General features: G+C 38.3%; 14 protein-coding genes and 1 tRNA gene. 6 read left to right on the top strand and 9 right to left on the bottom strand.

Going from position 1 to position 14828, the window contains the following annotated elements:
• Positions 1-6: 6 nt before the first annotated feature.
• From AQPE_RS19185 to AQPE_RS19215, 7 genes are all read right to left on the bottom strand, one after another.
• The gene (locus AQPE_RS19185; RefSeq protein WP_318348112.1) at positions 7-294 is read right to left on the bottom strand and encodes a heavy metal-binding domain-containing protein; all 288 of its coding nucleotides are present in this window, start codon (positions 292-294) and stop codon (positions 7-9) included.
• Between the two features lie 43 nt (positions 295-337).
• Positions 338-1408 carry a T9SS type A sorting domain-containing protein gene (locus tag AQPE_RS19190; RefSeq protein ID WP_318348113.1) on the bottom strand — a complete coding sequence of 357 codons (1071 nt, stop codon included), beginning with the start codon at positions 1406-1408 and terminating at the stop codon, positions 338-340.
• 488 nt (positions 1409-1896) lie between these two features.
• Entirely contained in the window at positions 1897-2484 is a 588-nt protein-coding gene (locus tag AQPE_RS19195) for a hypothetical protein (protein WP_318348114.1), read from the bottom strand.
• 49 nt (positions 2485-2533) lie between these two features.
• Positions 2534-2968, bottom strand: a complete 435-nt coding sequence (locus AQPE_RS19200; protein ID WP_318348115.1) for a hypothetical protein — start codon at positions 2966-2968, stop codon at positions 2534-2536.
• A gap of 65 nt (positions 2969-3033) precedes the next feature.
• Positions 3034-4212 carry a YncE family protein gene (locus AQPE_RS19205; protein ID WP_318348116.1) on the bottom strand — a complete coding sequence of 393 codons (1179 nt, stop codon included), beginning with the start codon at positions 4210-4212 and terminating at the stop codon, positions 3034-3036.
• 116 nt (positions 4213-4328) lie between these two features.
• Positions 4329-4730: a heavy-metal-associated domain-containing protein gene (locus AQPE_RS19210; RefSeq protein ID WP_318348117.1), complete on the bottom strand. Its 402-nt coding sequence runs from the start codon at positions 4728-4730 to the stop codon at positions 4329-4331.
• A gap of 143 nt (positions 4731-4873) precedes the next feature.
• Positions 4874-5296: an HYC_CC_PP family protein gene (locus tag AQPE_RS19215; RefSeq protein WP_318348118.1), complete on the bottom strand. Its 423-nt coding sequence runs from the start codon at positions 5294-5296 to the stop codon at positions 4874-4876.
• Positions 5297-5844: 548 nt separating this feature from the next.
• Between AQPE_RS19215 and AQPE_RS19220 the strand changes: the two genes are divergently transcribed.
• Together AQPE_RS19220 and AQPE_RS19225 are read left to right on the top strand one after the other, a co-directional pair.
• Complete coding sequence (locus AQPE_RS19220; protein WP_318348119.1) at positions 5845-6681, top strand: RteC domain-containing protein; 837 nt, start codon at positions 5845-5847, stop codon at positions 6679-6681.
• A 322-nt stretch (positions 6682-7003) separates the two neighbouring features.
• A complete protein-coding gene (locus AQPE_RS19225; RefSeq protein WP_318348120.1) occupies positions 7004-7261 on the top strand; it encodes a hypothetical protein in 258 nt (85 codons plus the stop codon).
• A 96-nt stretch (positions 7262-7357) separates the two neighbouring features.
• Here the strand turns inward: AQPE_RS19225 and AQPE_RS19230 are convergent, their stop codons facing one another.
• A complete protein-coding gene (locus AQPE_RS19230; protein WP_318348121.1) occupies positions 7358-8581 on the bottom strand; it encodes a site-specific integrase in 1224 nt (407 codons plus the stop codon).
• Positions 8582-8871: 290 nt separating this feature from the next.
• Positions 8872-8955: transfer RNA gene (locus AQPE_RS19235), tRNA-Leu, on the bottom strand.
• A gap of 238 nt (positions 8956-9193) precedes the next feature.
• On the opposite strand from AQPE_RS19235, the gene AQPE_RS19240 reads away from it, so the two are divergent.
• The 4 genes from AQPE_RS19240 (at position 9194) to malQ (ending at position 14828) form a co-directional block, all read left to right on the top strand.
• Positions 9194-10432 (top strand): class 1 isoprenoid biosynthesis enzyme, encoded by a 1239-nt coding sequence (locus AQPE_RS19240; protein WP_318348122.1) that lies wholly within the window; start codon positions 9194-9196, stop codon positions 10430-10432.
• Positions 10433-10563: 131 nt separating this feature from the next.
• Entirely contained in the window at positions 10564-12108 is a 1545-nt protein-coding gene (locus tag AQPE_RS19245; RefSeq protein ID WP_318348123.1) for an alpha-N-arabinofuranosidase, read from the top strand.
• A 151-nt stretch (positions 12109-12259) separates the two neighbouring features.
• Positions 12260-13366, top strand: coding sequence for a Gfo/Idh/MocA family protein (locus AQPE_RS19250; protein WP_318348124.1), 1107 nt, complete (start codon positions 12260-12262; stop codon positions 13364-13366).
• Positions 13353-14828 (top strand): 4-alpha-glucanotransferase, encoded by a 1476-nt coding sequence (gene malQ / locus AQPE_RS19255; RefSeq protein WP_318348125.1) that lies wholly within the window; start codon positions 13353-13355, stop codon positions 14826-14828. Before AQPE_RS19250 ends, malQ begins: the two co-directional genes overlap by 14 nt.

Consider the following 14828-nt stretch of genomic DNA (forward strand, 5'->3'; position numbering starts at 1 on the left):
TTAAGATTAATGGTGACCTCCGGAATGGCCACCAGAGCTGCCACCAGAATTAATCGGATTGTAAGAACTACCTGAATTCTTTAGCTTCAAGTCTGCCATATCAAATGCTTCCATTTTCATACCACATTTAGGGCATTTGCCCGGGTTCATTTCAATAACCTCAGAATGCATCGGGCAACTGTAATATACTGATTTTGGCTTTGTTTGAGTCGTTGCGTGCCTGCTGCTACTGCACGAACTGACTAAAAAACTCACTAAAACAGCCATTAATATAGCGATTCTAAATTTATACATTTTTTTATTGTTAATACATTAATATTATATTTCCAATTAATGATCATTGAACAGCGAATTTTCCCTTGATATTAATATCCTTGTTCAACAATTGATAGAAATAAGTGCCTTGTTTCATGCTTCTTCGTTCAATTACCACTTCGCTCTCAATGTTATTTTCCTTTCTTAGAATTATCCTGCCATAGATATCAAAAATCAACAAAGTGTATTTCTCACCATTAAAATCCGGAAGAATTTTTAGTGTGGCCTTTTCATTAAACGGGTTTGGATAAACTGTGACGAATTTCTGATTTTCAGAGACTTCATTAATACCTGTAGTGAAAGATGTTAATTTTTCGGCGTACTTGACGGTCTGATAATTACTATTCTGGCTTAAAATACCTTTTGATATTTGAAGTACCGGGAAACCGAGCTCTCTGGTGTACCAGTTGTAATAATAATTGCCTTCTGTTTTACTTTTCAATGTGGCTGAGCCATCGGTATAAATACTGTCATATACAGTTTCATAAGTAAAAATGCGAATTGTACTTACAGTTCCCGCCGGGGTTTTTAATGTGCCCCAGGCATCGGCCTTTGAGTAACCAGTCACATGCAATACTTTTTGAGTGTATCCTGAAGAATAATAGATTAAGCGCGACTCATTTTTAATTGAATCCCCATATTTCAAAATAGGGAAAATGGGTCGTGGAATCGAGTACTTTGATATTCCCTGAACATCAGAGCCATAGTAAAACAATCCATTTTCGTTTTTTAGATAGAAATCATGCTTACAAGTTTCAATATCGGTGTGTGTAACATGTGAATGAACTTTAGTACATTCCTTGTTGATCGCCAAAACAGCCAATGGAAATTCCGAGTAATTAGTTGCCAAGCTTGCACTAATCCATTTTTGCACGTCAGATTCTTTTCCACTTAGGGTGCCAAAATCCCAAAAAACGTTTTCACCTTTTTTCCCAGGCAATATGTTGATTGACTGAATACTATCGACCATTATGCTTATTTGGGCATCTCCGGTTTTAGGTAAATCGTTGTTATTTAAAACAATTTGGGCATTCAGCAATTGAACTGAAAGCAATAAGGGCAACATGTAAAATATCGATATCCGTTTCTTCATCTAAGAATTTCTTTTTATTAAGATGTAATTATTCACTCCGAATAACTGTATTCAAAGTGTGCAAGGGCATCCACTACAACTGCTATTAGAATTTAGATAGTTGGTTTCATTTTTGCCTTTTCAGGGAATTAACATGTTAACTTTTTGTATTTAAGAAACAAGGGGACTTTTTAAAGTCCACCTTGTTCAACATTGAAAAAGAAACCCTATTACTCTATTTAACCAAAAGACTATTTAGTACCTAATTCAGATGGTTTTAATGACAACCTCCCGAGTGAGAACCATTTCCTGATTGATGAGATGAATGGCTGTCTGACTGATAAGATGTACCTCCACTATGACCTAAATGAGATACTCCCATACAACTTGTAAAAGCAAAAAGTACAGAAACAATTAATACTAATCTTACAATTTTATTTTTCATAATGATTTTCTGATTTAAAATTTTTCTTGCCGGGTAAAGTCTCTTTTATATTGAGATACTCCAATTATTTAATTCCCTGGCTTTCCAAAAAATGATTGATTTTGTATTGTTTGTGAAACTTATCGTATTCACTAAGTGACGATGAAGACTTAAATTGAGCATCGATAGCATCGTGCAGCACGTGGTTGTCAGGAAATGAAGCTTTTAAGTTCAAAGGTGTTAACTCCAATATTCCGTTATCCCCACCTTTACTGAAATAATAGGTGGTAATGGTTTTTGTTCCTCCTCGATAACCAGCTCCTTTGACCGTTTGTTTGGTGTAAATCCAGAGTATGCCTTTGTCAGCAACCGGATAATGCTCGTTATCCTGAAAACGTACAATTTTATCATCGCAAAGTTGATAACCCCATATTTCATTTTTTTTGAGGTTATAGGGCTTACCTTCATGAACCACAGTTATAAAATCCTTGCCAAGAAATTCGTTGAGCCTGATCTTATGTTTTTCGGTGGCGCAATCAATACCATATTCCATTTTCCCAGACGTAAAGTCGGCAAACGATTTAAAAACACCACTCTTTTGTGCAAACAATGAACCTGCGCTGATGATAGCTATCCCGGCTATCATAACAACTTTTTTTACTAAATTTTTCATGTTAATGTCTTTTAAAATTTACAAACTCCATCTAACAGATTTATTTGTATTAATTCAAAAATGCTTCAATCTCCACTTCCAGCCCAGCTAAAAAATAGGTCGTAATTGTTTGACCATCCTCACAATGAGAAGCTGCCTCAACCTTTTGTTTAGTATATATCCAAAGCACTCCATTATTAGCAGACTGATAACATTCGCTCTCCTGAAAACGCACTGTTTTTTCATCGAAAAGTTGAAAATCCCATGTTTCTGAAAATTTAGAGCAATAGGATAAACTATCCTGAATTGTAATCATAAAATTTTGACCTTGAAAATCGTTGAGTTTTATTTCATTCTTTTCTGTATTGTAATCATCAAATTCTAGTTCGCCGGATATATGGCCCTCTGTTGGTTTAAAATTCCAATTCGTTTGCGTAAGCAATGAACTCACCCTAATAACAGCTTTCTCAGCTATCATCACCATTTTTCTTATTGCGTTTTTCATTTGGATGTCAATTTAAATACTCAACCAACAAATGATTAGAAACAGGTGAATACCTGTTAATGAACCTATTTAAACCTCATCACGATTCCGTTAGGTTTTTTACCAACCGTAATCTTCATTGTCTCTTTGAGGTTTGGAATATCAACGACCGAAACCGTTCCTTCGGCCTGATTTGTCACATATCCGACAGTACCATCTTTATTAAAAGCTATAGCATGTGCGCCACTGCCGACTGTAACTTCACCCTTATGCGTATAATCGTCATAACTTTTCCCAATCATATGGACTCCACCATTGTTCGTTTCCCACATATGAATCTTGCTGCCATTCGGATCAGAAACCCACATCTGATTCATCATTGTATTCCGAGCGACCATGCCGGGCATAAATCCAAGGTCCAGCGTATCTGTCATCATATTGGTCACACCATCTATCATGCTGATGCTTTGTCCGTCTTCGTTATCTACATTCATCATTCCATCCATACCAGGCCAAGCGCCAACTGGATTTGCCCCAACTTCTGTAGTTTCAAGCACCTTTTTGCTAACGGCATCGACAATAGTTACCGTATTCGACATGCCATTTGCAACAAATGCCTTTTTGCCATCGTCAGAAAAAGTAACTTCGGCAGGCATCTGGCCTACAGGAATGGTATATAAAAGTGAGTATGACGTGGCATCAAATACCTTGATTTTACCTTCAGGCATCATGATGGCTGTCCACAATTCTTTACCATCAGGAGAGAAAATCGCATTGTGTACCATTTCTTCGAGTGCAATTTCCTTTATCAAATCTCCAGTAACTGCATCTAATACCAGAATCCTTCCAGACATTACCATGGTAGTAGCGCTTCCACTATGATGCTGACTGTGAGCATCCGTTGCACTTCCGGTAGAAGAAGTCTGCATCATACCATGCCCTTCGCTAAAATCCATACCCGGTGCGGCTATAATTAACTTGCTATTGTCGGACGAAATGTAAATATGAAGCGGCCACATGTTGGTCATTCCCATTTCCATTTGACTTTCACCTGAACTACTTTGGAGTTTGGTAAGGTCAATGGTGTTCTCAACCTTGTTTGTGGTAATATTGATTACTGAAATGGTACTGCTTTCGCCGTTGACCACGTAGGCCGCATCAAAATTTACCATTACATCGCCTGTTGAAGTTTCATCCTTTGAACAGGCTAAAAATAGGGTAGCACTTCCTATCAGGACTGCTAATGCTGTTTTTATATTTTTCATAAAATTATTTTAATTTGTGAAAAGAATCAATGAATAGCCATGACCAAATTCAAAAACCCTCTTTTCCCGAAGTTGGTTGAACCATGGCTATTGCATTGAAAACATGTATTGAAAAGCTATTTTTTCCTGACGTACTTGCAGCAAGCGTTGAGTTTTGCATATACTTTATCATCAGCTTTATACTTTTCAGTATCATAACCGACGGCGGCAATTTTCTTTTGAATGTCGTCGCTTTTAACTTTTGATGGATCGTACACCAGTGTGAGTAGCTTAGTGCTTTTATCCCAGTTCGCTTTGCTTACGCCATCAACCTTTGAGGCTTTTTCAATTGTGGCCTGACAGGTTTCGCATTCGCCCAAAACTTTTATGGTCTCAGTTTTTGTAGAAGCCATATTCGTTTTAGCGTCCATTTTGGTTTTGGACATGTCCATCTGGGAATGATCGTGCATTTGGGCATATGAGTTTGAGCCCAGAACTACTGACAATACGGCAACTATAATGATTTTTACAGTTTTCATTTGATTTGAATTTGATGTTAATGTAATGTATTGAAAATGGAATTAGGTATCAGGATGCAGGCATCAGGATACAAACCAAGAATCATCCTCCAGCAAAAGAAATTGAATAATCTTTTTAGCTGAAAAATGGTGTTACATATACATCAAATGCGAAAAATACAGATTTTGGGCAAGCTTACAGCACTCGCAAGAAAGGATTCAGGCGGACTGGCGTTTGCGCTATTCTGAAATAAAGAAGTAAGAGAATAAAATGATATGTTTTCAGGTAGAGTAAAAACCTGCAAAACTGGTTGTTCAATTGTTTTGATTTCGGAAAACGTGGGTGAATAGTTGTGATCTACCTCATAAACAGAAATCGTATTGTTGCAGCAGTGTTTGTCGAGATGACTGCCTGGTTTTGTGCATTCATCAGTTGTTTTCTCTTCCATACCACATGAAGCCACGCCACCCCAAACGGATACCTTCGAAGCTGCAAGTTCTCCACCGCAATAATGTTTAGATACGGTAAGTTGCGTCCCAGAAAGCAGGATGAGTAAAGCGAATAATATGGAGAAAACTCTTTTCATTTGGATATATCAACGCAAACAACTGAAAAATGTTATCCAAAGGTATGATTATTTTGATTCGTTGATTCACGTTTCCATTGAGATTAGGAAATATTAACAAAATGCGCGTATAGCATACATATTAACCATTGTAATTTTTTTTTTTTATTATCAAGGATTCGAGATATAAATAGCAATATTATTCTATAATTTATATTATTTTTGTATTATAATAAATTGAATATCAGATAATTCTATTTGGACCTCTGTTGAATAACTGGTTTCTAAAATATTGAATATTAGTTGTTTGCAGCAGAAGTTCTAATAAAACATTTATCATAGATTATAAATGCCCATTAGATGTATATAGATAATACTCGTTTAGCTTAGGTTGTGTAACAGCAGTCAATTGAAATGGCAAATTGATACATAATATCTTTTGTAATAATTTAATCATTCAAGGTCTGATCTTGAATGATCAAAATTAAACTGTTTATAGAATTTCTTGGTGGATGAAATTTATTAGTTGCCTTTTGTCATTGAGGCATTAACAGTTTAAATTTTTTTCGATGGGGACATTCTGCGAAATCATCCTGGAATTGGAAAATGATCTGTCCCGGATGAAAAAAGTTTCGGAAAAACTTCCGGACCAAATGGAGTATGCAATCGGCCATTGTAAAATTGCATTGGATCGTATGCGTGAACTGGTAATTAACCATGGATTTCCTGACCAAGAATCTGAAATCTATTTTTTCAAAAAGATCAAGCCGACAGTTTATAGTAAATTATTATACTACCGAGCTGTTTTTGATCTGGAAAGTAAATGTCAAAAAGCCGACACATCTGTTATCAGGAGGTATCTTCAAAAAAGGCTTTACAAAATCAACGAATACATGGAAGAACACCAAGTGAAAGTCCAATACTTCAAATGTGGATATAAACACTTGGATGAAAAGTACTTTGTTCGAGGCACAACTGAAATACCACTAGAACTCCGTGGCAGCCATCATTTGATGGACGAAGATTTTTTCACATGGCATGACCATACCTTTTCAGTGATTTTGGCCAATGAAATGCTGACTGAATATATTCGGAAGGAGCTGGAAAGAATTGATAGACCTGCGGAATTCAATCAAAGTCATTATAAATCGCCTCTCAAATGGACAGGGCATAAAATTGATTTGGGAGAGATCATTTATGCTCTTCTATATTCCGGCGTAGTCAACAATGGAAATGCCTCAATAATTGAGTTGGCAGAAGCCTTTGAACAAATCTTCAATGTTGAGATAAAAGAAGATATTTACCGTTATCGTCTGGATATCCAGCGGAGGAAAATTGAACGTACTAAGTTTCTGAATCAACTGATAGCCATCTTGAGGCGAATGATTGATGAAAAAGATGAGTGAAAATGAAAAAGTAATGACTAATCATATTTGAAATGAACCAATACAGGATGTTTTATATCTTTGTCTCGTTGATAATATGATATGAATTATACATCGGGACAAGGATTCCGATAAAATGAAAACATAGGAAGCGTTGGCTTTTTATTTGTGATTCCTAAAACCGCCAGTTTTAAAATAAAGTCACAGAGATAATTAGTCCGATGTCGCGTCTTTGGCGTGACTCGGGTTTATCTGTGACAAGGGTCCTGGCGGTCCCATGGAAGCACTAAATTTCGGGATCACGCCTCTTTTTTGATTAAAATTGAAAATAAAATAAATCGTCATGTCAATCAACACAGAAAAAATCCGCCAAAATGCCGACCTGATCAATCCTATTTCTGCTTGTCCGTTTGGGGAACCAATTAATGAATGCCCCTTCATCCCGTATTATACACTAAATGATGAACGGGAACAAATAATGCAAATTGATATTATTCCGCAAGAGGAACTGGATAAGCTACGTAAGTTCCACCGTGCCTGTATGGAAAAGTATCGGAACGGAGATTGGCCAATGAAAGCCACTGATGTAAATGCACGTTAAAAACAACCCCGAAAGAAAATCCACCCTTACCCAAAATGTCTTCAAATTTTCTACTGATTACAGTTAGCGGTGAAAAGTTTATTGCAATCGCTTCCACTATGCTGTTTGCATTTCAGTTTTACACAGTTTAGTAAGAAGCAAATCCATATCCTCTGAGATTTTCTTGTCAAGAACCTTCGCATAAATTTGAGTCGTTTTCAATGAAGTATGTCCCAATATTTTGGAAACGGTTTCAATTGGAACTCCGTTGCTGAGGGTTACCGATGTGGCAAAGGTATGGCGGGCAATGTGCATGGTAATGTTTTTGTTGATATCACAAATATCTCCAAGTTCTTTCAGGTAGCTATTCATTTTCTGGTTGGTTAAAACCGGCAGTAGAATGTCCTTATTAGAAATTTTCGGATAATCTTCATACCGATTTAATATTTCCCTGGCTTTCGGAAGAATTGGAATCCGGCATCGATTGTTGGTTTTTGATCTGTCAATAATAATCCATTCTTTTCCGTCAGCACCATGTTGAAGATGAGTTCGGCTTAACTTGGCAATGTCTGAGAAGGAAAGTCCAGTATAACAGGCGAAAATAAAAATGTCACGCACAACACTTAAACGTTCGATCTGAATGTTTTTATCCTCCAGCCGTTGTAATTCTTCCATCGAAAGAATTTCCCGGTGAGTTTCATCCAATCCAACTTTAAACTTGGTATATGGATTCTTATCAATGTAATCTAGTGAAATAGCAAGGTTTAAGACACGACGAAAGTGTTTATGATAATTCCACGCAGTATTCTGCTGATTATTAAAATCCTTCTTGATATAAATATCAAATGAATCCAGAAACTTATAATTGATGGATTGAATTGGGATGTCTGTTTTTTTCAATTGAGTACTTATAAATTCAGCCAACCGTTTTCGGGAAGTTTTGTAGTGTTTATAGGTTTCCATCGAATACCCTTTGTTTAGTTTGGCCAGTATACTCTTCAGGTAATAGTCAAAAACAAACAATACTCCTTTTGTTTCTTCGGAATTAAGCAATCTGTTTTTGACTGTGGTTGCATCAAATTCTTCGCCGGAAGACCTCAATTGATTATAAATATCCTGAATTTCAGTTTTCATTTTATCTAGCCGATCATTCAAAACTCTGGCTCCTGGTATTTTCCCTTTTAAATGTTGTTTGTTTTCATCCCATTGGTCTTGAGGAACAAAAATACCTGTTGAGAGATCGACTCTTTTATTTTTGATAGTAAATCTTACATAGATAGGTGATTTACCATCAGCAGACTCCCTGTTTTTTCTTAATGAGAAATTAATGATAATCTTCATAATTCATCTGTTTTGCAATAATTTTAAAAATGGTCTCAGCAACCGTTAAAAATACCTCATTTAAGGCTTTTTAAAAAGCACCAAAATGAGTCAAAGTGAATCAAATAAAATGTTTGTATTCAATTAGTTGCAGAGTTTGCCGCGACCATAAACAGACTAGAAAGTCGTGGTCTCGATTTTGTCCCTAAAAACATGACTTTATATGAAGTTTTTTGATTTTTTAGCCAAAAATAAAAGCGCTTAAATCATTGAATTTAAGCGCTTTTGATCTAATTTGACTTCTACTTTAGTGCCCAGAACAAGACTCGAACTTGCACACCCTTGCGAGCACTAGTCCCTGAAACTAGCGTGTCTACCGATTTCACCATCTGGGCATTCTGCTTTTCGTTTAAAGCGCAGCAAATATAGAAAATTTTAATTTCTGGAGAAGGGTTTTCGCACATAAAAATTTAAAAAGTATGACTTCCATTAAGCTTGTTATTCTTAGATAAACAAGCTCAGTAAGTTACCCTTCGGCTACCTGTCGTTTGTCGGTAAAAATCAGGCTTTGGTCGTTTTATACGTAAGTTCTGGTTGCAAATTGTTGAGCTTGCAATAACAAAATGAGAAAGCATGATTCAAAATTATACAGAACAATATGCCGGGCTTTGGGAAAAATGCTCCATTCAGATGCCTGAGTTTTCATGTGTTTATTTGAAGAGAGATAAGCACCGCAAAGAAAACTTTCTGGATCAATTTCTTGAGACTATCAACGCTTTTCGAAAAGATAGAATTCGAGGTAAATCCTATTCTGAAGTCGAATTACAGTTGTTTATCAGTAATATACGAGACTTTTTGTGCAACGGACTTGATTTTACTGACGGCCAACTCGAATTGATGTTTTCAGACAAGATGCTTGAAATTACCCGCACATTTGTCAGACAAGCCAAGGCTTTCGATCCGGATTTAACTTTTAATGATATTTTTCAGGCATGTCGCAACATGTGGATCATGAATGGATTGCAGTTGATTATGGGAATCCCGATGCAGGTCACTCCTTCTATTTTTGCATACAGCATGTTGTATCCTTACACCGATAATCTGATCGACGATCCAAATGTTTCGGGCTTTGAAAAGTTAGTTTTCAGTGAACGTTTTCGTAACCGGCTTTCAGGAGTAAAACTTGAATCGCGGAATAATACCGAAAATGCCATTTTTCGCTTGGTCGGGATGATTGAAAATGAATATTCGCGGAATGATTTTCCGGAGGTGTATCATAGTCTTTTGGGTATTCACGATGCCCAAACTAACAGCCTGAAACTCCTTCAGCAAAAGAACTTAATTGAGGATGCTGAGATTCTGAAAATTTGTCTGGCAAAAGGTGGCGCTTCGGTATTGGCTGATGGTTATCTGGTTGCCGGAAAACTAACAGAGGAGCAACGTTATTTCTTGTTTGGTTATGGTGCCTATCTTCAGTTGCTCGACGATATTCAGGATGTGGAAGAGGATTTTGCAGCCGGATTGATGACCGTATTTTCCGCATCAGTATTTCGGGTCTCGCTGGATGAGAAGCTGAACAAAACCTATTGGTTTGGAGAACAGGTAATGGAAAGCCTTGAGTTTTTTAATGGACAGCACATAGAATTGTTCAAATCGCTTATGCGCAGAAGTATGGATCTTTTCGTTACTGAAGCCATAGCTCAGGTTCCGGAAGCCTACAGCCGAAAATATGTAACTGCTTTTGAAGGCTTTTCGCCGTTTCACTTTTTGTATATCCGTAAGCGAAAAGAACAATTTGCGCCATACAATGGATTTCTGTTGACGGCAATTGAAGAATTTGCTTTTGCTGAAAGTTTGATTTCGGCTGGATAAAGACAAGTTTAGATCTGACCTTCCTATTTTTTTTGTGTTATAAAAGTTAAAGTGTTTGAAAGACAATTATTTTTTTGTTGTTTTGGTTAATCAAATTAATGAGACTTAATCTTAAACCAAAATAATTAGAAATGAAAAAGTTAATGCTGTTATGTCTTGTGGTACTTACCACTTTTACCTTAAAGGCTCAGGTCAATGTGCTGGAAATTGATGCAGTTGGCGGAAAAACTCAAATCAATAAAAATATTTATGGTCAGTTTGCCGAACACCTCGGACGTTGTATTTACGACGGCATTTGGGTGGGCAAAGACTCGCCGATTCCAAATGTAAACGGTTACCGTAAAGATTTGCTTGAAGCCCTTCAGGCGTTGAAAGTACCGGTGCTACGTTGGCCGGGAGGTTGCTTTGCTGATACTTATCATTGGAAAAACGGCATTGGACCTTTGGCCGATCGCCCAAAAATCAAAAACGTATTCTGGGGTGGAACTGTTGAAGATAACAGCTTTGGTACCAACGAATTCCTGAATTTGTGCGAAATGCTGGGTTGTGATCCATACATCTCTGCAAATGTTGGTTCGGGTACAGTTGGCGAAATGGTCGATTGGATCGAATACATGACTTCGGATGATGATGTTCCGATGGTGCAGCTTCGTAAGAAGAATGGTCGCGAAAAACCATGGAATGTGAAATTTATTGGTATTGGTAATGAGAGTTGGGGTTGTGGTGGTGATATGACTCCTGAATTTTATAGTGACCTGATGAGGCAGTATTCGAACTATGCAAAAATGTATGGTGGCGATAAATTTCAGCGTATTGGCTGTGGCTCGAATGGAGGTGACTTTAACTGGACAAAAGTACTGATGGAAAAAGGCCGCAACAACATGGACGGTTTGTCGCTTCATTATTATACCATTGCCGGCGAAGGTTGGAACAATAAGTCGGCAGCTACCGGCTTTGGCGAAGATCTTTATTTTTCAGGCCTGAAAAAAGCTTTATATATGGACGAATTGGTGAGTAAACATTCAGCGATCATGGATCAGTACGACAAAGATAAACGTGTTGACTTGCTGGTTGACGAATGGGGAATCTGGACCGATGTTGAGCTCGGAACAAATCCCGGTCATTTATTTCAGCAAAACTCGATGCGCGATGCGTTAATTGCATCAAGCACTTTGGATATTATGAATAAACACAGCGACCGCGTTAAAATGGCTAATATTGCACAAGTTGTGAATGTGCTGCAAGCAATGATTCTGACCAAAGGCGATAAAATGATTTTGACGCCAACTTATCAGGTTTTCAAAATGTACAATGTTCATCAGGATGCAACTTTGCTTCCATCGAACTTGATTTGCGAACCGTACAAACTCGGTAATGATCAAATTCCTGCAATCAGCAGTTCTGCATCAGTTGATAAAAATGGTAAAATTCATGTGTCAATCAGCAACCTAAATCCTTCAAAAGAGATTAAATTGGAGATTAATCTTTCAGGAAAAGGTTTTGCTAAAATCAATTCTGGAACTATTTTGACAGCGGCAGCAGTCAATACGGTAAATACGTTTGAAAAGCCCGAAACAATAGTGCCAACAGCTTTTAAAAATGCGAAGAAACTTACTGACAATAAGTTGGAAGTCAGCATTCCTGGAAAATCACTTGTCGTTTTGGAGCTTGAATAGCGATTGTTAATTGTTATCGATAACATAAAGAGCAGCCGGGTTGATTCGTCAATCCGGCTGTTTTTGTTTGAACGGCAATCTTATTCTTCTGAATGATCATCATTTCGTTTTATCGGTTAATTTTGGAGCTTCGATTTTTACTATACCAGATATGGATTCAGAAAAGATAAGAATTGGCTTTTTAGGTGCCGGAGGAATTGCCCGGTCGCATGCCTTTGCCTTGAATTCGCTGAAATATTTCTATTCAGCAGTTCCCGAAATTGAGTTGGAAGCGGTTTGTTCTGCCCGAAAAGAAAGCAGCAATTCATTTGCTGTCAAATTCGGATTCAGAAAATCGCTAACCCTTGAAGAATTCAAATCCAATACAAAAATCAATACCGTTCTGATTCTTGGACCCAATAAGGTTCATTTTGCGCATTTGAAACTGGCTTTGGAAATGCCTTCGGTTACCCGGATTTATTTGGAAAAACCTGTTTGTTCCAATCTGGAAGAAGAAATGGAAATGGCTCAACTGGCTGTTAATTCAGGAAAGCAAATTCAGGTTGGGTTTCAGTATTTGCAAACGGCGTCAGTAAGGGAAGCTTTAGATTTTTGGCACTCTGGGAAATTGGGGAATCCGATCCATTTCGATTTAAAATATTACCATGGCGACTATTTGCAGAAATCGTATCGCGACAAACGGCAAACCCGCTTGACTCCGGCTCCAGATGGCGGAGCCATGGCCGATTTGGGATCGCACGGAATCAGTTTGCTGATGGCATTCCTGGGCGAAAATCTACAAATTACCAGTGCGGTTCAGGCCGGAAGGTTTGCCGATGTTCCCGATGACTCTGATTTATTCAGTTTATTGTCATTGGTTCAGCCTGAAAATTTCGCTGCCGGAACGATGTCAGCCAGTCGCATCAGTTCAGGAACCGGAGATTTGGTTTCACTCGAAATTTATGCTGAAAAAGGAATGCTGCGTTATTCATCGCATTCGGTCGATTATTTCGAATATTATCTCGAAGAAACCGGGCAATGGACACGCCACATTGTTGGCAGCAATTATACACCAATCACCAGTTTCCCGTCGGGGCATGTTCCGCCGGGTTGGTTACGATCGATGATTCATGCACATTATATTTTCCTTGGCGGAAACGATCCGAAAGCATTTATGCCTGATTTAAAGCATGGTTTAGCTGTTCAGCGCATAGTTCGGGAAACTGCCAAATATTTAAAAAATTACAGGGATTTAATACAGGATAATGGAAAGAAGTAGTGGCGTTCTGCTGCACATTAGTTCGCTTCCGGGCGAGGATGGTATTGGTAGTATGGGGAAAGATGCTTTCCAGTTTGTCGATTTTTTGGCACAAACCAAACAAAAGATCTGGCAGATTTTACCGCTCGGTCCGGTTGGATATGGAAATTCACCTTATCAATGTTATTCAGCTTTTGCCGGAAACCCCATGTTTATTGATGTTCAGCAATTAGTCACTGATCGCCTGATTTCCAGAAAGTCAATTGCCGATCAAAACTTCAAGACTAAAACCGTTGAATTTGAGCGGGTAGGAGAGTGGAAGTCCGTTTTATTCAAGGAAGCTTTTGCTGGGTTTCAGAAGAATTTTGACCGCTATAAAGAAGAATATCATACGTTTATGCAGCACAATTCGTGGTGGCTCGATGATTATGCTTTGTTTCGCTCGTTGAAAACGAAATACGGAGAAACCGTTTGGAATACATGGGCTAAAGAATTGGTTACTCGCGACAAGCAAGTTCTTCATGAGGCTTTCAAAGAGTTACATGCAGAAATTGATTTTCATCGTTTCCTCCAATTTGTCTTTTTCAGGCAATGGTTTAAACTGAAATCGTATGCCAATACGAAGGGAATCAGGATCATTGGCGATATTCCGCTCTACGTTTCGCTTGATAGCGCTGATGTTTGGGCCAATCAGGATATTTTTCTGCTCGACGGAGATTCCCAGCCGACACAGGTTGGAGGGGTTCCGCCCGATTATTTCAGCGAAACCGGCCAGTTGTGGGGAAATCCGGTTTTCGACTGGGAACGGGTTGCCGAGCGCGATTTCGACTGGTGGCTGGCCCGAATCCATTTTAACCTCCGGATGTTTGATCAGGTTCGTGTTGATCATTTTCGCGGATTGGAGTCGTTTTGGTCGATTTCGGCAGAGGAAGAAACTGCTGTCATCGGAGAATGGTTACCTGCAAAAGGACATGAATTGTTTCGGAAGCTGAAAGAACAGTTGGGTACCCTAAATATTATTGCAGAAGACCTTGGTTTGATAACTCCTGAAGTGGAAAAGCTGCGTGATGATTTTGGTTTACCTGGTATGAAGGTTCTACAGTTTGCTTTTGGATCGAATGCTTCAAATGCAAATTTGCCACACAATTATACGGCTAATTTTCTGGTTTACACCGGCACGCACGACAATGACACTTCGTTGGGCTGGTTTAACTCAATTGATAAAAAGGAACGGAAATTTCTCCATAAGTACATTTCAGGAAGCGGAAAACAGTTTGTCCGGAACTTTATGGAACAGGCCTGGGCATCGGCTGCACATACTGCTATTGCACCTATGCAAGATGTTTTAGGGCTCGATACTGATGCCCGAATGAATACGCCAGGAGTTGCTGCTGATAACTGGGATTGGCGGTTTACCTGGCCTCAGGTTCGTTCAAACCACAAGCGGTTTCTGAAGCTGATAACCGAGAAATATAATAGGTAG

It is taken from the genome of Aquipluma nitroreducens (genome assembly GCF_009689585.1).
GTDB lineage: Bacteria > Bacteroidota > Bacteroidia > Bacteroidales > Prolixibacteraceae > Aquipluma > Aquipluma nitroreducens.

What these genes read in the sequence shown, in the direction of transcription:
- AQPE_RS19185 (WP_318348112.1), bottom strand. Translation starts at nt 294, where the DNA reads ATGTATAAATTTAGAATCGCTATATTAATGGCTGTTTTAGTGAGTTTT.
- AQPE_RS19190 (WP_318348113.1), bottom strand. Translation starts at nt 1,408, where the DNA reads ATGAAGAAACGGATATCGATATTTTACATGTTGCCCTTATTGCTTTCA.
- AQPE_RS19195 (WP_318348114.1), bottom strand. Translation starts at nt 2,484, where the DNA reads ATGAAAAATTTAGTAAAAAAAGTTGTTATGATAGCCGGGATAGCTATC.
- AQPE_RS19200 (WP_318348115.1), bottom strand. Translation starts at nt 2,968, where the DNA reads ATGAAAAACGCAATAAGAAAAATGGTGATGATAGCTGAGAAAGCTGTT.
- AQPE_RS19205 (WP_318348116.1), bottom strand. Translation starts at nt 4,212, where the DNA reads ATGAAAAATATAAAAACAGCATTAGCAGTCCTGATAGGAAGTGCTACC.
- AQPE_RS19210 (WP_318348117.1), bottom strand. Translation starts at nt 4,730, where the DNA reads ATGAAAACTGTAAAAATCATTATAGTTGCCGTATTGTCAGTAGTTCTG.
- AQPE_RS19215 (WP_318348118.1), bottom strand. Translation starts at nt 5,296, where the DNA reads ATGAAAAGAGTTTTCTCCATATTATTCGCTTTACTCATCCTGCTTTCT.
- AQPE_RS19220 (WP_318348119.1), top strand. Translation starts at nt 5,845, where the DNA reads ATGGGGACATTCTGCGAAATCATCCTGGAATTGGAAAATGATCTGTCC.
- AQPE_RS19225 (WP_318348120.1), top strand. Translation starts at nt 7,004, where the DNA reads ATGTCAATCAACACAGAAAAAATCCGCCAAAATGCCGACCTGATCAAT.
- AQPE_RS19230 (WP_318348121.1), bottom strand. Translation starts at nt 8,581, where the DNA reads ATGAAGATTATCATTAATTTCTCATTAAGAAAAAACAGGGAGTCTGCT.
- AQPE_RS19240 (WP_318348122.1), top strand. Translation starts at nt 9,194, where the DNA reads ATGATTCAAAATTATACAGAACAATATGCCGGGCTTTGGGAAAAATGC.
- AQPE_RS19245 (WP_318348123.1), top strand. Translation starts at nt 10,564, where the DNA reads ATGAAAAAGTTAATGCTGTTATGTCTTGTGGTACTTACCACTTTTACC.
- AQPE_RS19250 (WP_318348124.1), top strand. Translation starts at nt 12,260, where the DNA reads ATGGATTCAGAAAAGATAAGAATTGGCTTTTTAGGTGCCGGAGGAATT.
- malQ (WP_318348125.1), top strand. Translation starts at nt 13,353, where the DNA reads ATGGAAAGAAGTAGTGGCGTTCTGCTGCACATTAGTTCGCTTCCGGGC.